Source organism: Pseudomonas sp. NPDC090208 (genome assembly GCF_044746785.1).
Classification (GTDB): Bacteria; Pseudomonadota; Gammaproteobacteria; order Pseudomonadales; family Pseudomonadaceae; genus Aquipseudomonas.
Map to the genome: position 1 here is coordinate 6,666 of NZ_JBIVCU010000022.1, position 25,501 is coordinate 32,166.

22 protein-coding genes are annotated in these 25,501 nt (G+C 62.9%); 11 read left to right on the forward strand and 11 right to left on the reverse strand.

From position 1 onward, the window contains the following. Window positions 1-226 precede the first annotated feature (226 nt). Window positions 227-1,144 (reverse strand): LysR substrate-binding domain-containing protein, encoded by a 918-nt coding sequence (locus ACIPL0_RS27100; RefSeq protein WP_400601087.1) that lies wholly within the window; start codon window positions 1,142-1,144, stop codon window positions 227-229. 182 nt (window positions 1,145-1,326) lie between these two features. Between ACIPL0_RS27100 and ACIPL0_RS27105 the strand changes: the two genes are divergently transcribed. The 3 genes from ACIPL0_RS27105 to ACIPL0_RS27115 all read left to right on the forward strand — a co-directional run bounded on the left by ACIPL0_RS27105 (window position 1,327) and on the right by ACIPL0_RS27115 (window position 3,842). After that, complete coding sequence (locus ACIPL0_RS27105) at window positions 1,327-2,589, forward strand: MFS transporter (RefSeq protein WP_400601089.1); 1,263 nt, start codon at window positions 1,327-1,329, stop codon at window positions 2,587-2,589. 43 nt (window positions 2,590-2,632) lie between these two features. After that, on the forward strand, window positions 2,633-3,301 hold the full coding sequence (locus ACIPL0_RS27110) for a type 1 glutamine amidotransferase domain-containing protein (protein ID WP_400601091.1): 669 nt from the start codon (window positions 2,633-2,635) through the stop codon (window positions 3,299-3,301). 235 nt (window positions 3,302-3,536) lie between these two features. Then, window positions 3,537-3,842, forward strand: coding sequence for a DUF1330 domain-containing protein (locus ACIPL0_RS27115; RefSeq protein ID WP_400601093.1), 306 nt, complete (start codon window positions 3,537-3,539; stop codon window positions 3,840-3,842). A gap of 574 nt (window positions 3,843-4,416) precedes the next feature. Here the strand turns inward: ACIPL0_RS27115 and csgH are convergent. The 7 genes from csgH to ACIPL0_RS27150 form a co-directional block, all read right to left on the reverse strand. Next, window positions 4,417-4,722 carry a curli-like amyloid fiber formation chaperone CsgH gene (gene csgH / locus ACIPL0_RS27120; protein ID WP_400601095.1) on the reverse strand — a complete coding sequence of 102 codons (306 nt, stop codon included), beginning with the start codon at window positions 4,720-4,722 and terminating at the stop codon, window positions 4,417-4,419. 5 nt (window positions 4,723-4,727) lie between these two features. Beyond that, window positions 4,728-5,249, reverse strand: coding sequence for a curlin-associated protein (locus ACIPL0_RS27125; protein WP_400601097.1), 522 nt, complete (start codon window positions 5,247-5,249; stop codon window positions 4,728-4,730). Then, entirely contained in the window at window positions 5,233-6,132 is a 900-nt protein-coding gene (locus ACIPL0_RS27130) for a CsgG/HfaB family protein (protein ID WP_400601099.1), read from the reverse strand. The genes ACIPL0_RS27125 and ACIPL0_RS27130 overlap by 17 nt, the downstream gene beginning before the upstream one ends. 95 nt (window positions 6,133-6,227) lie before the next feature. Further along, the gene (locus ACIPL0_RS27135) at window positions 6,228-7,463 is read right to left on the reverse strand and encodes a hypothetical protein (protein WP_400731628.1); all 1,236 of its coding nucleotides are present in this window, start codon (window positions 7,461-7,463) and stop codon (window positions 6,228-6,230) included. A gap of 130 nt (window positions 7,464-7,593) precedes the next feature. After that, window positions 7,594-8,016 carry a curli assembly protein CsgF gene (locus ACIPL0_RS27140; RefSeq protein WP_400601103.1) on the reverse strand — a complete coding sequence of 141 codons (423 nt, stop codon included), beginning with the start codon at window positions 8,014-8,016 and terminating at the stop codon, window positions 7,594-7,596. An 11-nt stretch (window positions 8,017-8,027) separates the two neighbouring features. Next, entirely contained in the window at window positions 8,028-8,471 is a 444-nt protein-coding gene (locus tag ACIPL0_RS27145) for a CsgE family curli-type amyloid fiber assembly protein (protein ID WP_400601105.1), read from the reverse strand. A 422-nt stretch (window positions 8,472-8,893) separates the two neighbouring features. Further along, window positions 8,894-10,225: an amidohydrolase gene (locus ACIPL0_RS27150; protein WP_400601107.1), complete on the reverse strand. Its 1,332-nt coding sequence runs from the start codon at window positions 10,223-10,225 to the stop codon at window positions 8,894-8,896. A gap of 281 nt (window positions 10,226-10,506) precedes the next feature. Here ACIPL0_RS27150 and ACIPL0_RS27155 point away from each other — a divergent pair, with 281 nt between their 5' ends. The 5 genes from ACIPL0_RS27155 (at window position 10,507) to ACIPL0_RS27175 (ending at window position 15,590) form a co-directional block, all read left to right on the forward strand. Next, a complete protein-coding gene (locus ACIPL0_RS27155) occupies window positions 10,507-11,433 on the forward strand; it encodes an MBL fold metallo-hydrolase (protein ID WP_400601109.1) in 927 nt (308 codons plus the stop codon). 1,007 nt (window positions 11,434-12,440) lie between these two features. Beyond that, window positions 12,441-13,862 (forward strand): 3-isopropylmalate dehydratase large subunit, encoded by a 1,422-nt coding sequence (gene leuC / locus ACIPL0_RS27160; protein WP_400601111.1) that lies wholly within the window; start codon window positions 12,441-12,443, stop codon window positions 13,860-13,862. 1 nt (window position 13,863) lies between these two features. Further along, complete coding sequence (leuD, locus tag ACIPL0_RS27165) at window positions 13,864-14,493, forward strand: 3-isopropylmalate dehydratase small subunit (RefSeq protein ID WP_400601113.1); 630 nt, start codon at window positions 13,864-13,866, stop codon at window positions 14,491-14,493. 24 nt (window positions 14,494-14,517) lie between these two features. After that, a complete protein-coding gene (locus ACIPL0_RS27170) occupies window positions 14,518-14,973 on the forward strand; it encodes a GNAT family N-acetyltransferase (RefSeq protein WP_400601115.1) in 456 nt (151 codons plus the stop codon). A 110-nt stretch (window positions 14,974-15,083) separates the two neighbouring features. After that, complete coding sequence (locus tag ACIPL0_RS27175; RefSeq protein WP_400601117.1) at window positions 15,084-15,590, forward strand: GNAT family N-acetyltransferase; 507 nt, start codon at window positions 15,084-15,086, stop codon at window positions 15,588-15,590. A 157-nt stretch (window positions 15,591-15,747) separates the two neighbouring features. Here the strand turns inward: ACIPL0_RS27175 and ACIPL0_RS27180 are convergent, their stop codons facing one another. The 3 genes from ACIPL0_RS27180 to ACIPL0_RS27190 all read right to left on the reverse strand — a co-directional run bounded on the left by ACIPL0_RS27180 (window position 15,748) and on the right by ACIPL0_RS27190 (window position 20,130). Next, window positions 15,748-17,391, reverse strand: coding sequence for an acetolactate synthase large subunit (locus ACIPL0_RS27180; RefSeq protein WP_400601119.1), 1,644 nt, complete (start codon window positions 17,389-17,391; stop codon window positions 15,748-15,750). A gap of 236 nt (window positions 17,392-17,627) precedes the next feature. Continuing rightward, entirely contained in the window at window positions 17,628-18,185 is a 558-nt protein-coding gene (locus tag ACIPL0_RS27185) for a GNAT family N-acetyltransferase (protein ID WP_400601121.1), read from the reverse strand. Between the two features lie 121 nt (window positions 18,186-18,306). Then, entirely contained in the window at window positions 18,307-20,130 is a 1,824-nt protein-coding gene (locus ACIPL0_RS27190; protein WP_400601123.1) for an NAD(P)/FAD-dependent oxidoreductase, read from the reverse strand. 257 nt (window positions 20,131-20,387) lie between these two features. Between ACIPL0_RS27190 and ACIPL0_RS27195 the strand changes: the two genes are divergently transcribed. The 3 genes from ACIPL0_RS27195 (at window position 20,388) to ACIPL0_RS27205 (ending at window position 25,497) form a co-directional block, all read left to right on the forward strand. Next, entirely contained in the window at window positions 20,388-22,292 is a 1,905-nt protein-coding gene (locus ACIPL0_RS27195) for a sigma-54-dependent Fis family transcriptional regulator (protein ID WP_400601125.1), read from the forward strand. A gap of 500 nt (window positions 22,293-22,792) precedes the next feature. Beyond that, entirely contained in the window at window positions 22,793-23,245 is a 453-nt protein-coding gene (locus ACIPL0_RS27200) for a (2Fe-2S)-binding protein (protein ID WP_400601127.1), read from the forward strand. Further along, window positions 23,245-25,497 (forward strand): molybdopterin cofactor-binding domain-containing protein, encoded by a 2,253-nt coding sequence (locus ACIPL0_RS27205; RefSeq protein WP_400601129.1) that lies wholly within the window; start codon window positions 23,245-23,247, stop codon window positions 25,495-25,497. Before ACIPL0_RS27200 ends, ACIPL0_RS27205 begins: the two co-directional genes overlap by 1 nt. Window positions 25,498-25,501: the final 4 nt, after the last annotated feature.

Here is a 25,501-nt window from a genome sequence, read left to right on the forward strand (position 1 = left end):
AGCGTTGTGTCATTCAATGTTGCATTGGCTGACCGGATGGGTTCGCCAGCAAGCCGGCTCCTACAGGTTTTTGCGTCATGCCTACATTCATCCGACACCACTAAACCTGTGGGAAGGAGCCCTGCTCGCGAAAGCGTCGGGTCAGTCGACATCGTGGTATCTGACCTATTGCCATCGCGAGCAGGGCTCCCTCCCACGGCCTTCGGCCGGACTCAAAAACCGGATGCTACGAGGTGGCCGTTTCTGCACATACTGCGTCCGCCATCTCCACCAGCAACTCGCGAAACCAGCGATGTGCAGGGTCGTGGCGGTAGCGGACGTGCCAGGCGATTTCCACCGGGAAGGTGCCGAGGTCGACCGGTGATGGCACGATTTTCAGACGCGGGTCCTTGGCGATCTGTCGGCAGATGTGCCGGGGCAGGGTGGCGCAGTATTCGGTGGTGGCGATGATTTCCGGCACGGCGAGAAAGTGCGTGACCGAGATCGCCAGTTCGCGGCGCAGGCCCTGGCGTTCCAGGCTCTGGAACAGGCCGACGCGCAATCGCCCCGGTGGCAGCACGTTGACGTGGCGCAACTGCTCGTATTGTTCCCGCGACAGGCTGTCGCCGATGTCCGGGTGATCGGCGCGCACCACGCAGGCCAGGCCGTCGTCCATCAGGTGCTGGATCACCACGTTGTCCGGCGGGTCGACGATCCGCCCCAGGGCCATGTCGGTGGTGCCCGAGGTTACGCCGGTGTCGGCCAGGTCGTTGCCGAACGGCGTCAGCGACATCTTGATCCCCGGCGCCAAATGGCGCAGGCGAGCGATGATCTTCGGCATAAGGACGATTTCGACGTAGGGGTTCGGCGCAATGTTGAACTGCCGGGTCGAGGTCGCCGGGTCGAAATGCTGACGCCCCAGCACCACGTCGTCGAGCCGGGCCAGAGTTTCGATGATCACTGGCGCAATCTCTTCGGCGAACGGCGTCGGCTTGATGCCATAGCGCTCGCGGATGAACAGCGGATCACGCAGGGTGTCACGCAGCCGGTTCAGCGCGTTCGACAACGCCGGCTGGGTGATGCCCAGACGCGTAGCCGCGCGAGTGACGCTGCGCTCGTCCATCAGGGCGATGAAAACCGGCAGCAGATTGAGGTCGTAACGCATGTCTTATAACGCTCGGTGAATATCTAAGATCCAGAAAGTAAATTTCTCGAATATCTGGCGCTGGAGCAAAGTTAGGCCATCCGAAGGGAAACGCCAACCGCGGAACGCTGACACCCGTCGAGCTTCCCCACCCGGCCCCTGCAGTTCGCCTGAACGCGTCCATTTATATCGAGGAATTGAACATGACCACTCCGGCACAACTGACGGGTGACGGCGCACACAGCGCCAGCGCTGAACGCGCTCAGCCCGCCACCGATCTCGCCCGCCGTCTGGCACTGTTTGCCCTGGCGCTGGGCAGTTTCTGCATCGGCACTTCCGAATTCGCCAGCATGGGCGTGATTCAACTGTTCTCCGCCAGCCTCGGCATCGACGTGCCGGAAGCGACCAACGCGGTGACGGCCTACGCCCTGGGCGTGGTGGTCGGCGCGCCGTTGGTGACGCTCGCGGCGGCGCGCCTCAACCGGCGGACCTTGCTGTTGGCATTGATGGCGCTGTTCGTGGTCGGCAACGTGCTGTCGGCGGCGGCGACCAACCTGCCGCTGCTGATGGCGGCGCGCTTTATCAGCGGTCTGCCGCAAGGCGCGTATTTCGGCGCCGGGGCGATGGTGGCTTCTTACCTGATGGGACCGGGCCAGGCGGGCAGGGCGTTTGCCATCGTCATGACCGGCCTGACTGTGGCGACCATCATCGGCTCGCCGCTGGCAACCTTCCTCGGTCAGCACCTCGGCTGGCGGGAAACCTACCTGGCGGTTGCCGCGTTGTCCGGTCTGGCCTGGCTGGCGATCCGCCAATGGCTGCCGCGCACCGCTGCGCTCAACGGCGCGCCGGTGACTCAGGAACTCTCGGCCCTGCGCAAGGGCCAGGTGTGGGGTGTGATGGCTGTCGCCACCACCGGCATCGCCAGCCTGTTCGCGGTGTACACCTTCGTCGGCCCGATCGTCACTGATGCTGCTCATCTGGCGCCGGCGATGATCCCGGTAGCGCTGGCGATCTTCGGCATCGGCATGACCGCCGGCAACGTCGTCGGCGGTCGTCTGGCCGACCTGTTCCCGATGCGCGGCATCGTGCTGGGCTTCGGTGCGGCCCTTGCGGTACTGGCGATCATCGCCACCAGCGGGCAAACCCCCTGGGTGCTGTTCCCTGCGCTGTTCGTTCTCGGCGCCGGACTGATGGCGTCCATTCCGACCATGCAAGTGCGCTTGACCCGCTTTGCCCCCGAGGCGCCGTCGCTGATCGGTGCCATGACCCTGGCCGCCTGCAACCTGGGTAACGCCCTCGGTGCGTGGGGCGCGGGTGTCTCGATCGACGCCGGATTCGGCTTGCTGTCTGCGGGCTGGGCCGGGTTTGCGATGACCCTCACAGGCCTGCTGATTTTTGCCTTCACCCTGATCAACAGCCGTCGTCTGGTCCCTGCGGCCGACTTGGCGACCGTTTCCAGCAACTGACCCGTTCCATCACCGTTCTTTCTTGAAGCATGAGGATTCAACCATGAGCATCAAACACGTTCTGTTCATCCTGACCAACGCTGCTGAAATCGGTCCGAACCAGCGCCGCACCGGCTACTTCTTCCCGGAAGTCGCCCACCCTTACGAAGTCTTTGCCGAAGCCGGTGTGGCCGTGGAATACGCCTCGCTGCAGGGCGGCACGCCACCGGAAGATGGCTACGACGAAACCGATCCGGCGCAACTGGCCTTCCGCAACAGCGCCGCAATCCGTCGCATGGCCCGCAGCCGCAAGCTCTCGGAAGTCGACGTGCTGGACTACGACGCGATCTTCTTCCCCGGCGGCCTTGGTCCGATGGTCGACATCGCCAACAACCCTGAAATCCGGCGTGCGGTAGAACGCGCCTGGAACGGCGGCAAGATCGTCGCTGCGGTGTGCCATGGCCCGGCGGCATTGCTGGGGGCAAAGCTGCAAGACGGCACGCCGCTGGTGCGAGGTCGCAAACTGACCTCGTTCTCCAACGATGAAGAAGCCGGCTATGCCCAGGCCGACGTACCGTTCAACCTGGAAGACGCCCTGCGTGCCGAAGGCGCCGACTACTCGGCCGCCGATGTCTGGCAGGAAAAAGTGGTGGTCGATGGCCGCCTGATGACCGGCCAGAACCCGGCGTCCGGCGGTCCGCTGGCCAAGGTGATTGTTGAAGCGCTGCGCTAGCTTTGCCCGAAAAGTGGCTGCGCTCAGCCATGCAGCGTTAAAAACAGGCTCGGAATGCTCATTTACAACCCGTAGAGTCGGGCGCGACCCCGGCCGTTCCTCGCCTGTTTTTGCCTTGCCTGGCTTTCGCTCGCCGACTTTTCGTACAAACCTTTGCTTTTTCTTGTGAAAACCCGGCTAGACCGCAGGTCGAAACCGGGTTTTCATGCCTGTCGAATTCACTCAAGGAACCCTCATGTCTGCCTACGTCATCTTCATCCGCGAAAACACCCTCGACGCTTCCGAAATGCAGCAGTACGCCGAAAAGGCACCAGCAGCCCGTACCGGCCATGACATCACCCGCGTGGCGTTCTACGGCGACCTCGAAGTGCTGGAAGGTCAGGCCACCGAAGGCGTCGCCATCCTGCGCTTCCCTGACATGGACGCCGCCCGCGCCTGGTACAACAGCCCGGCGTATCAAGAAGCCCGCCAACACCGCCTCAAAGGCGCCGAATACCGCATGTTGCTGGTGGAAGGCAGCGATGTGATTCCGGCCAACTGAGCTGACATTGGTTTGTAGGAGCGCGCTTGCCCGCGATTGGGTTGGGTCAGACAGCTCTGCATTGCCTGACCTGACGCCTTCGCGGGCAAGCCACGCTCCCACGGGTTTGTGTCGTTCACAAAAATGGCGACGGGTACTGACCCTGTGGGAGCGGGCTTGCCCGCGAAAATGTTGTGTCAGTCGACATGGTGGTGTCGGAACCACCGCTATCGCGAGCAGAGCTCCCTCCCACGGCCTTCGGCCAGAATCAAAGGCGATGGCGCGCACGTATCTGTAGCCGTCCGGCTTGCCGGCGTCGGCATTCCGGAGATCGCAACCGCCGGCAAGCCGGACTGCTACGGGGTGGTGGTGTCCTGCCTGAATTTTGCTGACACCACAGAACCTGTGGGAGGGAGCTCTGCGTCGTTCACAAAAATGGCGACGGGCACTGACTCTGTGGGAGCGGGCTTGCCCGCGAAGGCGGTGGGTCAGTCGATACAGGTGGGACTGGTCTGACGCTATCGCGAGCGGAGCTCACTCCTACAGGTCTGTGTTTGTCCCGGAATCTGCATCCATCCTGTTCACGCGGAAGGCCTCAGGTACGGGTGTCGTCGCAGTTCTGGTCCAGGGTCTTGATCAGCACGCCGTCCTGAAACAGCTCCAGGTGAATCTGGCATTCGGCCTCGGGCGGGATGCTCAGGCGTACGAAGGCCGGTGTGGTGCCGGTCTGGACGTCGCCTTGCTGGCTGATGCTGGAGGTCCCCGCCGAGCTGCGCTGACGCACCGCCATGCGGTAGCGCAACGTCAGGGGCGTGGGGTTTTCGATGTGCGGGCGAATCAACACCGCCGTGCCTTCACGGTGGGTGTCGATGGCGACGATCAGTTGCGACAGATCGATCATGGCGTTCACTTCTGGGTGACGGAGGCGTTCATGTTGTTGCCGTATTGCTGGACGGTCACAGTACCACCGAAGCCGTTCTGGCTGACGGACGCTTGGTTGCCCTGACCGTACTGGCCGACGTACGCCTGATTGTAGGCGCCGCTTTGCACCACGTTGGCCTGATTGTTGGAACCGACCTGGCGGATCGCCGCCTGGTTGTAGCGGCCGCTCTGTTCCAGGCTCAGGGCGTTGGCGTAACCGCTCTGTTGCGCGTAGGCAGCGTTGTAGGCGCCGCTCTGGTTGATCCGTGCGCTGTTGGCGGTGCCGGTCTGCAATTCGACCAGACGCTGGCGGGTGCCGCTCTGGCCGACGTTGGCCTGGTTGGCCGAGCCGATCTGGCTCAGATCGACCCGGCTGCCGCTCTGGCCGAGTTCCGCGTAACGGGCCTCGGGCACCAGATCGCCGGCCTGACACAGCGGGCCGGCGAGTGCGCCGAAAAGCAGCGCGGCGGCCAGCGGCCACGGCGCGGATCTATTGCGTCTCTGCATGGGTTTCCCCTCGGAGCTTGCTCTGTTCGGCCGCGCTGATCGGCACGTTCATGGTCTGCTCGTCGTAGGCTTTGAGGTAGCCGGCGAGCAGCGGTTTCTGCAGGTCTGCCGGGTTTTTCAGGTTCCAGCTGCCATCACGTGCGCCTTGGGCGATCAGGTGAATCAGGCCGGCTTCGATGGCTTCGCGCACGCATTGCTGCACCGGTTCGTTGCGCGACAGGCCGGTCTCGACTTCCAGCAAATGACGCAGCGAGACGAACTTGAACACGCCGAAATCCAGCTGCACGGAAAACACCGTCTTGGTGGTGGTCACGCTCTGGATGATGTCGCCGCTGCGGATATCCACGGCGCGCAGGTTGACCGTCACCTGATCCTGGCGATACAGGTCCGACGGGCCGATGCCCAGATAACGCACGCCGAAACCGCCGGTGCGCACGTTGCTTTCGTAGGCGACGATGGCGCCTTCGATGATCAGGTTGGCCGGCCGCAGCGGAGGCAACTGGCCGACGGCTTTGTCTTGTGGCTGTTCGAGGGCTCGGACGATCTTGCGCTCGGTCAGCAGGTCTTGCAGGTTTTCGCGTTCCACCGGCCGGAACCAGCGCGAATCGCGCAACGCGTTGACCAGCAGCGACGCAGCGCCCTGGGTCACCGACGTGGAAAAGGAACTGTCCGGCGAGGGTTTGTACTGGCCGGTCTGGTCGCGCATGCCGTACACCGCCACCGGAATCACTCCGGCCGGAGGCGGCAGGGTGGCCAGATCACGGGTCGACTGCGTGGGCGGCGACACGGTCGCCGGAGAAATGGTGCCCGCCGGGCGCGAAGTAGCACAGCCGCTCAACAGGGCAGCGGCAAGGATCATCAGGGATAGCGAGCGGGCGCTCATGGTGTTGCTCCAATAAAACCCGCCAGCGAACCAGAGTGGGTAAAAACCTTCATGACGTTCTTAAGCACTCTGGAGCCGGCGGGATACGACCTGGATTAGCGCTGGGTGACGGTGGCTTTGTTGTTCGAACCGCCGGTTTGCGTAACGTTGGCGGTCAGGTAGCTGCCGGTCTGGGTGACGGTAGCGGTGTTCCAGGACGCGCTCGCGGTCTGGGTGACGTTGATGTTGTTGTAGTTACCCGACTGGGTCAGGTAGTCCTCGTTGTTGCGACCGGACTGGGTGCTGGTGACCTTGTTGCCGGTGCCATCCTGGCTGATCTCGGCTTTCAGGTTGGCAGCGTTGGGGTTGTTGCCACCGCCGGCGACGGTCTGGGTCGCGGTGATTTCGTTGAAGCTGCCGCTTTGCGAAGCGTTGATGCTGCTGTAGTCGGCGTTGTCCTGTTTCAGGTAACCGGTGTTGTTGCTGCCGGTCTGGGTCAGGCTGGCGTGGCTGTAGTCGGCATCGGTCTGGTAGACGGTGCCGTTGTTGAAGCCGCCACCGCGCTGGGTGACGGTCGCGTCGGAGCCCCAGGCCCAGTCCTGCGTCACGTTGGCGGTGTTGTTGTTGCCGCTCTGATCGACCTTGGCGGTCGAGGACCAGGTGTCGCCCTGCTGGGTGACAGAGCCCTGGTTCCAGCTGCCGCTCTGGGTGATTTCGCCCTTCGAGTCACGGGTGTTGGTCTGGGTGATCGAACCGGAGTTGTGGTCGCCCGACTGGGTGAAGTTGGCTTCAGCGTTGCTGTTGCGCTGTTGGGTGACCCAGGCCTGGTTCTGGTCGTTGTTCTGAGTGACCTTGGCGCTGACCTTGTTGTTGGAATCCTGGTTGATCCAGGCGCCGTTGCCGGTGCCGTCCTGTTTCAGCGAGGCGCTGTTGTCACGGCCGGTGTTCAGGTTCTGGGTGATGCTGCCGTTGTTCCACGCGCCAGCCTGGTTCAGCGAAGCGCTTTGCAGGTTGGTCTGGAAGAAGCGCTGGCCGGCGGCGGTCTGGTCGATGTTGCCGGTGTTGTGGTTGCCGGTCTGCGAAGCCGCGGCGCTGTTGTTGTCGTTTTTCTGATTGATGGTCAGGTTGCTGTCGCTGGAAGCCTGGTAAACCGCCGCGCCTTTTTTACCGGCGACGTTGTTGTCACCGGTCTGGTTGACGGTGATGAACGAGTTGATCGAGCCGCTCTGTTCTACCACGGTGCCGTTGCCGGAACCGTTCTGGGTAGCGTCGACATTGCCGTTACCGGCAAACGCGGCGCCCGAGAGAGAAGCGAGTACAGCGACGGCGATAAGCGATTTACGTGCTTGCATGGGTCATTACCTTCCTGATGATTTATTGATTTCCAGTTTCCTGCGGGCGAACGAGCCCGCAAGTTGATCGCACAGGGCACAACAAGGCTTACGGTGGAGTTACAGCAGAAACTTTTTTATCGGCGCTACATCATTGATTGATCTGGAATGATGTGGTTTGTCCGGTGGTTTTATCTGTCGTGGTGATCTGCAACAGGCCGGGAGACAAGTTGACGATTGAAATCGTGAAGTCGGTGGTTTCGACAGTGCCCGGGGTCAACTTGCCGTCGGCGCCGACAATGCTGGAAGTGATCGCCGAAGAGACCCGGCTGAGAATCGCACTCTGCAACATGCTGTTGAACTGGGTCAGGGTGTTTTGTGCAGAAGACGAGGAAGACGAATGATCGGTGAAGCCGTTCTGCGCGTTGGCCTGGTTCAGCAGCACCGGGCCGTTCAGCGGGTTGCCGCCGAACGACGGGTTGACCGGCACGTACACCAGTTCGCTGGCCTGTACGCTGGCCGACGCACCGGCCAGGGCCAGCAGACTCACGAGCACAACCGAAAATCGCTGCATGATGATTCCTTTCAGAGTTCGTCGCGTGCCAGGTCGCGATCGCCAAAAAATTGGGCCAGCTGGTAGTCCAGAATCGCCTGAAACACTTGTGCTGCCGTGTCTGCGCCAAGGGCGGGGATCAGGCTGCGGTTGGGCGGCAGGTTCAGTTGCAACATGCGGCGGTTGCCGTAATTGATGAAGACCTGGCTGCCCAGCCGTGCGGTCGGTCGTTCGGTGACCGATACGCTGAAACGTCCTGCTTCGTCTTTTTCACTGAAGGCCTGCGCGAAACTGTCGTAGAACGCGCGGCCGTTCTGAGTCACCGTCTGGCCCACCACCAGGCCTCCCACCTCCAGCCGATTGAGCGTGCGCTGGGTCGACAGCGCCGGTGTCGTGTTGACGCCGTTCTCGGCAAACGCCACGGCCGAACAGCAAAGGGAGAGCACCGTCATCATCCTTAAAGTGGTGTACTTCATGGGCCACACATGCAAGGTGTATTGAAGTTGACACAGTCTAAATACAGATAATGGGAAAATGCCACCACAAACTTAAAAATAATTTAATTATTTATTGGCGTCAGAAAGGCGACCGCGAACCGTGGCCCGCAAGGCCATTAACCGTGTCTGTTGGGAAGTTCGGTCTGTCTCTTTGATTGGAAGGGGGTGTCGCCATGTGTTTGTTGTGATTAATAAAATGGATTCGTTTGAAGGGCAAGGCGGGGCATGTTAGACGGGTATCTAATTAAATAAAGTATGTTTGTTGGCGCCAAATAATTGTTTGGCGGAAAGAGTGTTCAAGTGCAATTTCGACGGTGCAGAAGTGAGCCAGCCGGCGGCCGCGGGTATGGCGCCACCGCCGGCAACGCAGCGTGCGTCGCCGGCGGCAAGTTCGGCTTGGGTCAGCCTTGCGTGTTGCGCTGCGGGTAGTTGAGCACGAACTGCACGTGGGCTTTCACACCGGTCGCCAGGGTCGCGTCGTCGGCGGTGAAGTACGGGCTGTGGTTGTTCGCCACCTTGCTCATGTCCTGGCCTTCCGGGGTCGCGCCGAGAAACACGAACAGACCCGGCACCTTGCGCGCGTAGTACGAGAAGTCCTCACTCGGTGACAGCGACGAATCCAGTCGCGACACCTTGCCCGGTGCAGCCAGTTCCAGTGCTGGCACCATGGCTTCGGTGAGGGTCGGATCGTTGGTGGTCACCGGGGCGTTGTTCACCAGTTGCAACGTCGCCTGGGTCTCGTAGGCATTGGCGATGTTGCTCACCAGCGGCGGCATCTTCTGCAGAATCGCTTCGCGAATCTCGGCGTTGTTGGTGCGGATGGTGCCGCTCATTTCTGCCGTCTCGGGAATGATGTTGGCCGCCGAACCCGCGTTCAGGGTGCCGACACTGATCACGCCCATGCCCTTGGTCAGGTCGATGCGGCGGCTGACCAGCGTCTGCAAGCCACTGATGATGCCCTGGCTGGCAACGATCGGATCGACCCCGCTCCACGGCGCGGAACCGTGGGTCTGATGGCCTTTGACGGTGATGCGGAACGAGTCGCTGCTGTTGAGCACCGTGCCGGATTTGTAATACAGGTGCCCGGTCGGGTAACCCGCCATCACATGCACGCCGAATACGGCATCGACCTTCGGTGAGTCGAGCGCGCCGTCGCGGATCATTGCCTGTGCGCCAATCAGCGTGCCGGTCTGGAATTCGTCCACGTCGGCGGCGCCTTCTTCGGCCGGCTGGAACAGAAACACCACCGTGCCGTGGATCTCTTTGCGGTGTTCGGCCAACACTTTGGCTGCGCCGAGCAGCATCGCGGTGTGGGTGTCATGCCCGCAGGCGTGCATCACCGGCACGTCCTTGCCCAGCCGTACGCTGGTGGCCTTGCTGGCGAAGGGCAGGCCGGTCATTTCCTTGACCGGCAGCGCGTCCATGTCGGCACGCAGCGCCATCACCGGCCCCGGCAAGCCACCCTTGAGCACGCCGACCACGCCGGTCTTGCCCACCTGAGTACGCACCTCGATGTTCGACGCGCGCAGGCGTTCGGCGACCAGAGCGGCGGTCTTGAATTCCAGATTGCCGAGCTCCGGATGCTGGTGGATGGTGTGGCGCAGATCGATGACTTCCGGGTTGACCTTCGCGACGGCGCTGTCGATCCAATCGGCGCTGGCGGCGTGGCTGGAAGTGGTGGCGAGGGTGGTCAGCAGGGCGAGGCACAGCGGCGCTTTGCAGAAGCGGATCAAAATGGGGTTCCTTCCTGTGATTGTTATTGGCGACAAGGACTTGCCGCGCCCAAGGGTATGTTGCGAGGCCGTCGGGGACAAAGGTGAGTGGCCGGTAATCGCACGGCTTTTGCCTGGAGCAGAGGCGTCTTGCGTGGCCGAAACGGGCAATTATCGGGCCTGCATTTCTATACCTGAGTATGTATCGCGGGTGATGGAGGGCCGTGCACACTCGTTGCCAATGCGATTCACCGAGGTGGGTCGCGACCGAGATTTCTGCTCTGAACCTGAGGTGACCGAACATGACAACGCATCTGGACATTCCTGCTTCCGCGACAGCCGACAGCCACACCCACGAAGAGCTGGTGCCGTCGCGCTATGCCCTGAAGGTCGGCGACATCGACGTGATGGTGGTCAGCGACGGCGTGCTGCCGCTGCCGACTTCGACCATGTCCACCAACGTGGCGCCGGATGATCGCGAAGCCTGGTTCAAGGGCATGTACCTGGGGCCGGATGCGTTCGACTGGGCACTCAATGTCATGGTGGTGCGCAGCGGCGAGCAGGTCATTCTGGTCGACGCCGGACTGGGCGGGCAGTTCCCCGGCTTCCCCCGTGCCGGGCAGTTCCCCAAGCGCTTGGCGGCGGCAGGTATCGACCTGGCGTCGGTTACCGACATCATCATCACCCACATGCACATGGACCATATCGGCGGCCTGCTGGTGGAGGAGGTCAAGAACCGCCTGCGGGCGGACGTGCGGATTCACGTCACAGCCACCGAAGTCGCGTTCTGGGAGACCCCGGACTTCTCCATGACCGACATGCCTGCGCCGGTGCCGGATGTGTTGCGGACCACCGCCAACCAGTTCATCGAGGCCTATCGCAGCAGCGTGCGCACCTTCGACGACGAATACGAAGTGGCACCGGGCGTGGTGGCGAAACTCACCGGCGGGCACACGCCGGGGCATTGTGTGGTGTACGTGAACTCTGCGGGCGAACGCCTGACCTTCGCTGGCGACGCGCTGTTCCCGGTGGCCTTCGACCACCCCGACTGGCACAACGGCTTCGAGCACGACCCTGAAGAGTCGGTGCGGGTCCGCGTACGCCTGTTGCAGGAAGCGGCAGCCTCGGGCGAACTGTTCGTCGCCACCCATTTGTCATTCCCGTCCGTGGGCCGGATTGCCGTCGACGGCGACACGTTCCGCTGGATCGCGGCGATCTGGGATTATTGAGTCGTTGGCAGAGTTGATGTGCTGGATGATCTCCATTCCCTGTGGGAGCGGGCTTGCGCGCGAAAGCGGTGTGTCAGCCGACACTGATGTGTCCGGACGGGCCCCTCGCGAGCAAGCTCACTCCTACGAGGATTGCGGTGGGCCATTCGACGTTGTGGTGTGTGAGCGGACGGGTTCGCCAGCAAGGCGGTTCCAACGGGATTCCGGACATGACACAAAACCTGTAGGAGCCGGGCTTGTCCCGCGACCTGGCGCGCAGCGGCAGTCAATCCGGCAAATGCGGTGTGTCAGGAACGCATAGTCGTCAGGGTTTACGACGTGTTCCCCGCCGGTCGCAGGGCAAGCCAGCTCCTACAGGTATGAGGCCATTCAGGCACCCTTGCAGCGATTGGCACAGTCGCCATCGTCCGAATGCGGCCCAGACCAGGCGCGCTCCTGCGGGAATGTTCTGGATGATCTGCATCACTTGCATTCCCTGTGGGGGGGAGCCCTGCTCGCGAAAGCGTCATCCCAGGCGATGCAAAACTGATTGACCACAAACGATCCTGTAGCAGCATGACTTGCCAGCGGCGACTGACTTGAGATCGCTGCCGCCGGCAAGCCGGACTGCTACGGGGGTTGTGTGAGTGTTCGGGATGACCTGCATCATTTGCATTCTCTGTGGGAGGGAGCTCTGCTCGCGATAGCGCCAGTCCGGACAATGCTGTGTTGACTGACCCACCGCCATCGCGAGCAGAGCTCCTTCCCACACAAAAAATGCAGCGCACACTCTGTAGCAGCATGGCTTGCCAGCGGCGACTGCCTTGAGATCGCTGCCGCCGGCAAGCTGGACTGCTACGGGGGCTGTCAGGCGGCTGCGGTTCTTTTGTTCACGAATCGTAAATCGAGCAAACTCGATTGGCCCGTTTATCCATTTCCGCAGCTCTATAAGCTGGTACGCAGCACTGCAAGGCAGTGACCGTGACGCCTCCAGGGCGTGCCAATTACAACATTGGGTACCTGCTGCGATGAATGCCCCCAAGACGCTCTACCAGAAGCACATCGATTCCCACACCGTCTGCGAACTCGACGATCAAGGCCACGTTCTCCTTTATATCGATCGTCAGGTCGCCAACGAATACACCAGCCCGCAGGCGTTCAGCGGTCTGCGCGAGGCCGGGCGCCGAGTCTGGCGACCCGCGTCGACGCTGTGCGTGGTCGACCACGTCAACCCCACCGCGCCTGAGCGAAATGCCGACATGGCGGACGCCGGCGGCACCTTGCAGGTCAACTATTTCGAGCAGAACTGCCGCGACTTCGGCATCGAGCTGTTCAACGTCATGGACAAGCGCCAGGGCATCGAGCACGTGGTCGCGCCGGAACAGGGATTCATCCTGCCCGGCATGGTGATCGCCGCCGGTGACAGCCACACTACCACCTACGGCGCGCTGGGCGCCTTCGGCTTCGGCATCGGCACCTCTGAAATCGAACACCTGCTGGCCACGCAGACGCTGGTCTACAAACGCCTGAAAAGCATGCGCGTGACGGTCGAGGGCCGCCCCGGCTCCGGGCTGGTGTCCAAGGACATCATCATGGAGCTGATCCGCCAGATCGGTGCGGCGGGCGCCACCGGCTACGCCATCGAATTCGCCGGGCCGGCCATCAGCGCGCTGAGCGTCGAGGCACGGATGACCATCTGCAACATGGCCGTGGAAGCCGGCGCTCGTGGCGCCTTCATGGCCCCGGACGACAAGGTGTTCGCTTATCTGGCCGATAAACCCCGCGCCCCCAAGGGCGCAATGTGGGAACAGGCAGTGGCGCAATGGCGCAGCCTGTTCAGCGACCCGGGCGCGGTGTTCGACCGGGAAGTGCACATGCATGTCGACGACCTGCAACCGATGGTCACCTGGGGCACCAGCCCCGACCAGGCCGCCGCCATCACCGACCGGGTGCCGGACCCGATGCAGCAGCCCGATCTGATCCTGCGCCGGGACCTTGAGCGTGCCTTGCGCTACATGGATCTGACGCCGGGCACGGCGCTGGACAGCATCCGCATCAGCCATGCGTTCATCGGTTCCTGCACCAATGCGCGCATCGAAGACCTGCGCGATGCTGCCCGCGTGGTCAGCGGTCGCAAGGTCGCCGACGGGGTGCGCGCGATGATCGTGCCGGGATCGACCCTGGTCCGTGATCAGGCTGAAGCCGAGGGGCTGGCTCAAGTGTTCCGCGAGGCCGGATTCGAGTGGCGTCAATCGGGCTGCTCGATGTGCCTGGCAATGAACGACGACGTACTCAGCGCCGGCGACCGCTGCGCGTCCAGCACCAATCGCAATTTTGAAGGGCGCCAGGGGCAGGGCGCACGTACCCACCTGATGAGTCCGGCCATGGTCGCTGCGGCGGCGGTCACAGGTCATCTGGTCGATGTTCGTTCACTGGTCCGGGAGGCCTGACATGCAACCATTCCAAAACGTTGAGGGCGTGGCTGCGCCAATCCTGGCCGCGAACGTCGACACCGACGTGATCATGCCCAAACAGTTTCTCAAGGGCATCGACCGCAGCGGTCTGGACCGTGGTGCGTTCTTCGACCTGCGCTTCCTGGAGGACGGCTCGCCCAATCCGGAATTCGTCCTCAACCAGGCGCCCTGGCAGCAGAGCGCATTTCTGGTGGTGGGGCCAAACTTCGGCTGCGGTTCCAGCCGCGAGCACGCGGTGTGGGGCCTCAAGCAACTGGGTATCCGTGCGCTGATTGGCACCAGTTTTGCCGGGATCTTCTACGATAACTGCCAACGTAACGGGGTGCTGACCATCCAGCTCGCGCCGGCCGAACTCAAGGAACTGGGCGAGGTGGTCAGCCAGCCGGAGACGGCACATATTGCGGTGGATCTTGAGGCGCAGCATATTCTGTTGGCGGACGGGCGAGTGATCGCCTTCAACATCGACGCGCTGCGCAAAGATGCGCTGCTACAAGGCCTGGACGCCATCGGCAGCACCTTGCAGCGCAGCGAGCAGATCCGCGCGTTTGAAACCCGTCATCTGCAAGCCAACCCCTGGCTGCTGAACGGCGAAGCCGGGGCAGCCTGAACCCATACCGAGCGGAGTTTTTCATTGCACAACAGCGAACCCCTGCGCCGCGCCACGCCGGACGATGTCGACGGCATCACCGCGCTGGTCCACGAGGCCTACAGCCCCTACATCGCCAGAATCGGCAAGGCACCCGCGCCGATGCTCGACGACTATCGGCAGGTGCTGAGTGAAACCGACACCTTCGTGATCGAAGACTGCGGGCAGGTCGTTGGCGTGCTGGTGATGTGTGTGGAGGATCAGGACCTGCTGTTGGTCAACGTCGCGGTGCTGCCGCGCTGCAAGGGCAAGGGCATCGGCAAGCGCTTGATGGCGTTCTGCGAAGACTACGCGCGAAGCCGGCACTGCGATGCCGTCCGGCTTTACACCCATGAACGGATGGTCGAGAACATCGAGATCTACAGCAGGCTCGGCTATCAGGAAACCCACCGCGCGACGGAGGACGGCTTTGCCAGGGTGTTCATGCGTAAGGTAGTTTGAGGGCTGACAGGATGAAAAAGCCGGGCATGCCCGGCGTTTTCTTTTCACGCGTCGGCCGCCACGCCCAACGCCGGTAGACAAGCACTCCACTCGGGAAAGAAGGAACGACCATGTCGCTTCAAGTGCGGGACGCATTGCAAGAGGATTGCCAGTTCATCAGCGAAATCGCTGCCCGGACGTTTGCGCTGGCCTGCCCGGCAAACACACCGGTCGAGGAAATCGAGCGGTACATTCAGAGCCATTTGTTGCCGGCCCATTTCAAGGCACTCGTAGAGGACGACCGGAAAGAGCTGCGTGTCGTGCTCAAGGAGGCCGACGTGATCGGCTACAGCCTGATCGACCTCGCCCCCAAAGGGCTGGGCATCGCCGCCGCCGACCACGCCAGGGAGCTGACTCGCTGTTACGTGTCTGCCGCCGAACACGGCACCGGCGCCGCTCAGTTGTTGATGGATCGCTCGCTGGAACAACAGACCGGGCCCGTTCGGCTGACCGTCAATGAAACCAATGACAGAGCGATCCGCTTTTATCAGCGCAACGGCTTCGAGATCGTGGGCGAGACCACGTTCGTGTGCGGGGAGGATCTGCATCGGGACTGGGTGATGGTGCGAAAGGCTTGAGATGAGCGTTCGCTGGCGGCGCGGTCCGAAGCAGTCCAGCGCTCTTGTGTAACTGTGTGCGGTCTTGAGGGCGCATCAGTAGCCACGCCGCCTGTGCAGGCGGCAAGGCAAGCACGGCGGGCCATGGGCAGCCCGCCGTGGTTCATCTCAAACCGGATCAGATCGAAGCGGCGCGCTCGCGCAACTGGATGTTCAGGATGCGGTCGTTCTCGGAGTAGTCGACCGGGCAGTCGATCACGTGCACGCCCGGCGTCTTGATGCAGTGCTCCAGCAGCGGCAGCAGACCTTCGGCGCTTTCCACGCGGTGGCCGTTGGCGCCGTAGGCTTCGGCGTATTTGACGAAGTCCGGGTTGCCGTAATCCAGGCCGAAATCGGTGAAGCCCATGTTCGCCTGCTTCCAGCGGATCATGCCGTAGCCGTCGTCACGCAGGATCACCACGGTGATGTGCATGCCCAGACGCACGGCGGTTTCCAGTTCCTGGCTGTTCATCATGAAACCGCCGTCTCCGCATACCGAAATCACCGGACGATCCGGGTGTACCAGATGCGCCGCCATCGCCGATGGCAGGCCGGCACCCATGGTCGCCAGGGCGTTGTCCAGCAGCACGGTGTTCGGCTTGTGCGCCTTGTAGTTACGGGCGAACCAGATCTTGTAGATGCCGTTGTCCAGGGCAACGATGCCTTCGGACGGCAGCACGCGGCGGATGTCGGCGACCAGACGCTGCGGGTAGATCGGGAAGCGGTTGTCGTCGGCGCCTTCGGCGATCTGCTCTTCGTTGGCTTCGCGAATTTCCAGCAGGCGGGTGAAGTCCCAGTGGCTGGTTTCGGTCAGCGCTTCGCCGATCTGCCACACGGCGTTGGCGATGTCGCCGATCACTTCGATCTGCGGGAAGTACACGGCATCGACTTCGGCGGAACGGAAGTTGATGTGTACGACTTCAGTGCCGCCACGGACCATGAAGAACGGCGGCTTCTCGATCACGTCGTGGCCGATGTTGATGATCAGGTCGGCAGCTTCGACGGCGCGGTGCACGAAGTCACCGGACGACAGTGCCGCGTTGCCGAGGAAGCGCGGGTGGCGCTCGTCGACCACACCTTTACCCAGCTGGGTGGTGATGAACGGAATGCCGGTCTTGTCGATCAGTTGCTGCAGGACCTTGGCGGTCATCTTGCGGTTGGCACCGGCGCCGATCACCAGAATCGGGCTGCGGGCTTTCTGCAGTTTCTCGACGGCGGCTTCGACCGACTTGTGCTCGGCCAGCGGACGACGGTGCAGGCTCGGCGGAATCGGCATGCTGTCGGTCTGCTCGGCAGCGATGTCTTCCGGCAGCTCCAGGTGCACGGCGCCCGGCTTTTCTTCTTCGGCGAGGCGGAAGGCTTCACGCATGCGCGCCGGGATGTTGTCCGCCGAGGCGAACTGGTGGGTGTACTTGGTGATGGGGTCCATCATTCCGCACACGTCGATGATCTGGAAACGGCCCTGCTTGGATTTCTTGATCGGCTTCTGGCCGGTAATCATCAGCATCGGCATGCCGCCCAGGTAGGCGTAGGCGCCGGCGGTCACCAGGTTGGTAGCACCCGGGCCGAGGGTCGAGAGGCTGACGCCGGTCTTGCCGGTCAGACGGCCATAGGTGGCGGCCATGAAGCCGGCCGACTGCTCGTGGCGGGTCAGCACCAGCTTGATCTGGGATTTGCGCAGGGATTCGAGGAGGTCCAGGTTTTCTTCGCCGGGAATGCCGAAAACGTATTTAACGCCTTCGTTTTCCAGACATTGCACGACGACATCTGCGGCCTTGGCCATTCGCTTGTTACCTTGATCAGGAATTGAATGAAAAAGAACGATCCCCATCAGCCAGGCTGATGCGGCCCGCCCTCGCGAATTGTGTCAGGTCCAGTAAAGACGCTGGGTGTTTTCTATGGGTACTTTTTGTCGCACCTGTGGATGGCCGGTACTGCCGGATCAGGCAGGGCCATTAGTAGCGTTCAGGGGACAGGGCTGGCAAGCGAGGCAAAACTGTTTTGCCCGGAAGGAACGCCTTAGTGGTTGGGGTTGTCGGTGCTGACTTCGTCACCGTGAAACCGGCTTTCACTGATCTCGAACACCAGACTCGCCGGCTTGCCCGGCACGTCGTCGAGCAGCCCGCAGCGCTGCATACCGATCTTTTCCAGCACGCGAATCGACGCCACATGGTCCGGACGCACCAGCGCCCAGACCCGCTCGATGCCCGGCGTATTGAACGCGCAGCTCAACGCGGCCTTGCCCAGCGCGGTGCCATGGCCCTTGCCCCAGGCTTCGGTGGCAAAGCGATAGCCGAGATTGACCCGCGATTCACCCAGATAATCGTAATGACCCACACCGCCAAAGCCGATCAGGTGGTCAGGCCTGTCCCGCTCGGCCACGGCCCACCAGCCATAGCCATGCTGTCGCCAGTGCTCGATCCAGCCGCACAGCAACGCCTCGGCCTGAGCGACCTCGGTCAACGGCCCGGCGGGGTTGAAGCGTTGGGTCTGGGGATCGCTGTAAATGTCGAACAGGCGAGCCAGATCGCTCATCTGCGGCGGGCGATAGATCAGTGGGTCGGGAGCAGAAGACATGTTGTCGCGCCATGGGGTTGCGTCGGTGAGGTGTGTCCAACACTAGCGCGGTGATGGCATGGGGTCCAGCATCTGAACGCGTCCAGCAGACCGCCCGGCAAGCACCGGGCGGTCGTTCCCATCAGCCGATATGGTGACGCTCGGCCAGCGCATACACCGGCGTCGGCAGGCCTTCGAAGCGCGCCTTCAACTGCAGCGCCAGGTACAGCGAGTAGTGCCGCGACTGGTGCAGGTTGCCGCCGTGGAACCACAGGTTGTCCTGCTGTGTCGGCTTCCACATGTTGCGCAGTTCGCCTTCGTACGGGCCTGGGTCCTTGGTGGTGCCGGAGCCGAGCCCCCAGCAGCGACCGACCTTGTCGGCGACTTCCTGGGAGATCAGCTTGGCCGCCCAGCCGTTCATCGAGCCGTAGCCGGTGGCGTAGACAATCAGGTCGGCCGGTAAGCGTGTGCCGTCGTTGAGCACCACGGCATCGGCTTCGATGCGTTCGACGCCCAGACCGGGGGCGCTCTTGAGCTTGATGGTGCCGTTGGCGATCAGTTCCGAGGCACCGACGTCGATGTAATAGCCGGAGCCACGGCGCACATATTTCATGAACAGCCCCGATTCGTCGTCGCCGAAGTCGAGCATGAAACCGGCCTTGCTCAAGCCGTCGTAGAAGTCCTTGTCGCGTTCCTTGATCGCCTCGAACACCGGTTTGTGGAAGCTCGGCATGACTTTGTACGGGATCGACGCGAACAGCATGTCAGCCTTGTCGGTGGTCAGGCCGCCTTCGACGGCTTCTTCCGAGTACAGCCCGCCGAATACCAGGTCCATCAAGCTGTCCGAGCGCACGATGTGGGTGGAAGAGCGCTGCACCATGGTCACATCGGCGCCGTTTTCCACCAGATCGGCGCAGATGTCGTGAGCCGAGTTGTTGGCGCCGATCACCACCGCACGCTTGCCGCGCCAGGCATCGCCACCGGGGTGGCGGCTGGAGTGATGCTGCTGGCCCTTGAAGGCTTCGGCCCCCGGATAGCCGGGCACATTGGCGACGCCGGACATGCCGGTGGCGAGGATCAATTGCTTGGGCTGCAACACCAGACGTTCGCCGTTGCGCTCGACTTCCACGGTCCAGGTGCCGGCCTTTTCGTCGAAGCTGGCGCCGATGCACTCGGTGCGCGCCCAGTAGTTGAGCTCCATGACCTTGCTGTACATCTCCAGCCAGTCGCCGATCTGGTCCTTGGGCGTGAACACCGGCCAGTGATCGGGGAAGGGCAGGTAGGGCATGTGGTCGTACCAGACCGGGTCGTGCAGGCACAGCGACTTGTAACGCCCACGCCACTGGTCGCCGGGGCGTTCGGCCTTGTCGATGATCAGGGTCGGCACGCCCAGACGCTTGAGCCGCGCCGCCAGACCCAGGCCACCTTGGCCGCCGCCGACGATCAGGCAGTAAGGCTGCGTGGTGATGCCCAGCGAGGCCTCTTCGTCGCGGCGGCGTTCCAGCCAGTTGCGTTTGTCGGGGTGCCCATGGCCGTGACTGGCGCCCAATGGGCGACGACGGCCGCTGGGCTCTTCAAAGCCTTTGAGTTCGCGCATGGTGGTCAGCAGCGTCCAGCACAGGCCGTCCTTCAGGCGCACGTAGCCTTTGCCGCGTGCCGGGCCGGTTTCCAGGCTGATCCAGCCTTCCACCACGCCATCGTTCAGCGTCGCCTCGCCTTCGACCTTCCATTGCTCGGGGCGGGTCTGTTCCAGACGTTCTTGCAGCATGTCGCGGATGGCCGGCTTGCCTTCCAGCGTCACCAGGTTCCAGCTGAACAACAGCAGATCGCGCCAGTAGCATTCCTCGGCGAACAGTTCGAGGGTGCCGTCCAGATCGCGGCGGGTGAGGTGATCGTCGAGGTGCTCAAGCCAGGCGTTGAGCTGGGCAGTGGGGGTCTGCAGCGGCGTTTCAATCGCAACGTTCATGGGGCTTCTCCCTGTTTTTTGTTGTTGTGGCAACAGGGCTTCAGCAAGCACCGGGCCACCTCGCGCAAAGCCTTGTGGCAGAGCCGTTGCGGGATAAAAAGGAGAGGGGCGGGTGGGGCAGGGTCCTGCGCACTGTCACGATTTCGAGAATCGCCGTTGAACAAAGTGTCACGCGGGCAAATGAACATGGGGCGGCGTCTTTTGATCTAAGCTGCGCAACTGAACTGTGTCTTGCAACGCAGCGGAGAATAAAAACGATGACCTCTGCCTTGATCAGCGCCCATGCCCAGCAGGTGCTGCAAGCCGTGCATGGCTCGCCCGAGCGCCACGGCCCGACTGCCGATCCCGCCATCACCCGGTCCTGGCGCCGCTGCCTGGATCAACACCGGCTCGATCCGGCCAGCCACCGCGCGCCCAACGTGCTTGAACGCCAGTTTCTGCAGGATCACCGCGCGCCGCTGGAGCACATCATCAAGGTGGCGCGCTGGCAGATGAGCAGCCTGCATCAACAGCTTGGTGGCGATGGCCACGTGGTGCTGCTGACGGATGCCCAGGGCGTGGTGATCGACAGCGTGTTCAACGAGGCCGAACGGGTCGAGTTCCAGCGCGCCGGGCTGTGGCTCGGGGCGATGTGGAGCGAGGATCACGAAGGCACCAACGGCGTTGGCACCTGCCTGGTCGAACGCCAGCATGTGACCATCCGCCGCGACGAGCACTTTCGTGGTCGGCACGCGGGCTTGAGTTGTTCCGCCAGCCCGATCTTCGATCCGCGAGGCGAGCTGCTGGCGGTGCTCAATCTGTCCTCGGCGCGAGAAGAACACAGCCTGCACCAGCGCTTCCAGGCGATGGCGCTGACCAACCTGTCGGCGAAGCTGATCGAAAGCTGTTTCTTCCTCGGCCACGAACCGCAGCGCTACCTGCTGCGCTTTCATCCCGAGGCGCGCTTCGTCGGGTTGCTGGGCGAGGGGCTACTCAGTTTCGACGACAGCGCGCGCATCTGTTCGGTCAATCAGGCGGCACTGGATCTGCTGGGCCTGAGCCGCGAGCAACTGGTCGGCCAGCCGCTGGCGGCCTTGCTGGAAACGCCAGTGGAGCACGTGCTTGAGCACGCCAGTCCGCAACCGGGCATCTGTTGGCCGCTGCGCCTGGCCGACGGACGCCTGTTTTACGGCCAGTTGCGCACGCCAATCCGCGTGCCGGTGCGTGCCACGCCGAGCGAATTGCCCGGCATCGTCGATACCCGCGTCTGCCTCGAAGACCCGCGCCTGCAACGCGGCCTGAGCCGTGCCCTGCGGGTGCTGGAGCGAGATGTGCCGGTATTTTTGCACGGTGAAACCGGCACCGGCAAAGAGGCCTTCGCCGCTGCGCTGCACCGTGCCAGTTCGCGGGCCAGCCAGCCGTTCGTGGCGATCAACTGCGCGGCCATTCCGGAAACCCTGATTGAAAGCGAGCTGTTCGGTTATCGCGGCGGCAGTTTCACCGGCGCCCGCAAGGAAGGCATGGTCGGCAAGCTGGAACAGGCCCATGGCGGTATCCTGTTCCTCGACGAAATCGGTGACATGCCGCTGGCCCTGCAAACCCGTCTGCTGCGCGTGCTGGAAGAGCGCCAGGTGGTGCCACTGGGCAGCGCGACCCCACGGCCGCTGGACGTGCGCGTGATCAGCGCCAGCCACCAGGACCTGCAAACCGCCGTCAACGAAGGCCGCTTCCGCGAAGACCTGTTCTACCGCCTCGGCGGCTTCACCGTACAACTGCCACCCCTGCGCGAACGCTCGGACAAAGCCGGCCTGTTCGACCTGCTGCTGCGCGAAGAGGCCGCAGACGCCGCGCTCCAACTGGACCCCGGCGTCAAGGAGCACCTGCTGGCGCAACCCTGGCCCGGCAACGTCCGTCAGCTGCGCACCTGCCTGCGCACGCTGGTGGCGCTGGCCTGGGAAGGGTGCATTAGCCTCGACGACGCCCTCGAACTGCTACCGGGTGCTGCCTCCATCAAACCGCTGGACGACGACCCGCTGGGGACCTCCGAACGGCAGACCCTGATGACGCTGATCGACGATGAACACTGGCACATCGGCCGAGTGGCGGCGCGACTGGGGATCAGCCGCAATACGTTGTATCGCAAGCTGAAACTGCACGGGATTGTGCGGCGGGGTGGGGAGTGAACGGCGGTGATCAGCCTTGAGCGCGGGCGTGGCATGAACAGTGGCCGACGCCTCGCGCACCCTGAGCCAGACACCTCGCACCAGCGCGTCTATGTCTTGAAACGGGCCGAATTACTCATCGACACCCCCGGTCGTAGCGCAATCCTCTTGAATCCTTGCCTAATCCTCTGAGCTTGCAGGTGGCTGGATAGGCATGCCCCCGTCAGCGGACTAGAGTTTGGGCAAAGGAGTCTGTTAAACGATCCACGCCAGTTCCCGTGAGGCATCGCCTTTGGCGTCAAGCATCGATCCGCATCAGCCTGCCAGGGGATTGCAAACCCCGATCCCGTCGCTCCCGCTGAACTACATCGCATGGCTGCCCATCGAAGCACTGGCTCCGGACGTGATGACGCTCCACGGCAAAGCGCAACCAGAACCGCTCAGGCCTGAACAGATGACACGCCCCGATGCGCGTCACTGCCTATAACAACGCAATTGAACCGATGATCAGCGGGTGAGCCATGGAATTACGAATCAACCAGAAGACCTATCAGGTCGATGCCGACGCCGACACGCCTTTGCTGTGGGTGATCCGCGATGACCTGGGCATGACCGGTACCAAGTACGGCTGCGGCCTGGCGCAATGCGGCGCGTGTTCCGTGCTGGTGGACGGTAACGTTGTGCGCGCCTGCGTGACCCCGGTGGCCGGGGTCGTCGGGCGTGAGGTGACAACCATCGAAGCCATTGAAGCGGATGACGTGGGCAAGCGTGTGGTGGCGGCCTGGGTCGAACATCAGGTGGCCCAGTGCGGTTACTGCCAGTCCGGGCAGGTCATGGCCGCTACTGCCTTGCTCAAGCACACCCCTAAACCCAGCGACGCGCAGATCGAGGCCGCCATGGTCAACCTCTGCCGTTGCGGCACCTACAACGCGATCCATGCCGCGGTGCATGATCTGGCAAAAGGGGAAGCCTGATGAATGCTCGTCTTGATGCCATCGAACAGGCACTGGGCCAGCGGCTGACCGAGCCGGTCAACTTCTCCCGTCGCCGCTTTCTGACCGGCACTGCCTTGGGCGCGCTGGTGCTGGGTTTCGGGCTGCCGTTGGGCGCAACCCGTGTGCAGGCCGCTGTCGCCGGCGCAACGGCCGAGCGGGGCACCCAGGTTCCGGCCTTTCTGGAAATTCGCCCGGACAATACCGTGCACCTGCGCTGCCCGTTCATCGAAGGTGGGCAGGGCACGTTCACCGCCATGGCGCAGATCGTCGGTGAAGAGCTGGACGTCGATCCGGCCCAGTTCTTCGTCGACGCCGCACCGCCCGGTGACGCCTATTACGTGATGGAAAATGGCATGCGCATCACCGGTGGCAGCATGTCGGTGCGCATGAGTTATCCGACCATGCGCCGCATGGGCGCTCTGGCCCGTGCCATGTTCTTGCAGGCCGGGGCAGAGAAATTCGGCGTGCCGGTGAGCGAGTTGTCCACCGAGCCTGGCAAGGTGGTGCACGCCGCATCCGGTCGTTCGATCACCTATGGCGAACTGGCCGAGCGCGCCATGGATCTGCCGGTGCCGGACGCTGCCAGTGTGCAACTGCGCGATCCGAGCCAATTCCGCTGGATCGGCAAGCCGGTCAAACGTCTCGACGCCTACGACAAGTCCACGGGCAAAGCGATGTACAGCATCGACATGAAAGTCGACGGCATGCTGCATGCGGCGGTTCAGCACGCCCCGCGTCTGGGCATGACGGTGGGCAGTCTGCGTAACGAAGAACAGGTCAAGGCCATGAAAGGCGTGCATTCGGTACACCGCTTGCCGGGTGCGGTGGCGGTGGTCGCCGAGCGGTGGTGGCATGCCAAGCGGGCAGTGGAAGCCATTCAGGTCGACTGGCAGGAAGCGAGTGCAGATTCGGGCATGCGGGTGATGCCTGCGAATTTCTCCAGCGACGCGTATGTGCAGCGTCTGGCCGCCGAGAAAGGCCCGGCCCGCGATGACGAGCACGAAGGCGACGTGGCGAGTGCGTTCGTCAACGCCAAATCAAAAGTCGAAGCCACGTATAACAACCAGTACCTGAACCACGCCCAGCTTGAGCCGTCCTCGGCATTGGCGCGGTTCAATCCCGATGGTTCGCTGGAGGTGTGGCTGCCCAATCAGGCGCCGGACATGTTCCGCGCCGACATCGCCAAGCGCACCGGCCTGAACCCTGCGCAAATCACGCTGCACTCGCCACTGCTGGGCGGATTTTTCGGGCGGCATTTCCTGTACGAATCGGCCAACCCGTACCCGCAGGCGATCGCTCTGGCCAAGGCGGTCGGGCGACCGGTCAAGTTGATCTGGAGCCGCGAGGAAGAGTTTCTGCGTGACGCCATGCGCCCCATTGCGGCCGTCAATTTTCGCGGCGCGCTGGACAATGACGGCTGGCCGCTGGCAATCGAAGCGGTCAGTGCCACCGAAGGGCCGACCGAGGCGCTGGCGGGCAAGCAGGGTGAGAAAATCGACCCGACCGCGCTGGAAGGGTTGGCAGGCAAGTCCTACGCCATTCCCAATAAGCGCATCGCGCAGATCTACGTGAAGGGCTCGGTCATGCTGGGTTACTGGCGCTCGGTCGGCAATTCGCTCAACGACTTTTTCTATGAGTCGTTCCTCGACGAACTGGCGGACAAGGGCGGCAAGGACCCGTTCGAGTTGCGCCTGCATCTGCTGCGGGACAATAAGCGTCTGACGACCTTGCTCAACGCCGTGGGCGAATTGTCCGGTGGCTGGAAGCGCGGGCCGTTTACCGCCGAGGACGGCAGCAAGCGTGCACGCGGTGTCGCCATGGCGTCGCCGTTCGGCACGCAGACGGCGGTGATCGCCGAAGTGTCGATCAAAAACGGTGAGGTGGTCGTTCACGACATCTGGCAGGCCATCGATCCGGGCAGCATCGTCAACCCGGCGATTGTCGAGGCACAGGTCAACGGCGCGGTAGCGCTGGGGCTGTCGCAGACGCTGGTGGAGGAGGTGGTGTACGTCAACGGCGTGCCGAGAGGGCGTAACTACGACCTGTACCCGATCCTGCCGCCGTCGCGAATGGCACGGGTGCATGTGCGGGTGGTGGAGAGCGGGGAAAAAATGGGCGGCATCGGTGAACCGCCGTTGCCGGCTGTGGCGCCTGCCGTGGCCAACGCCGTGGCGACATTGACGGGGCAGCGGGTGCGTAGCCTGCCGTTGAGCCGACACACTTTTTCCTGATCTG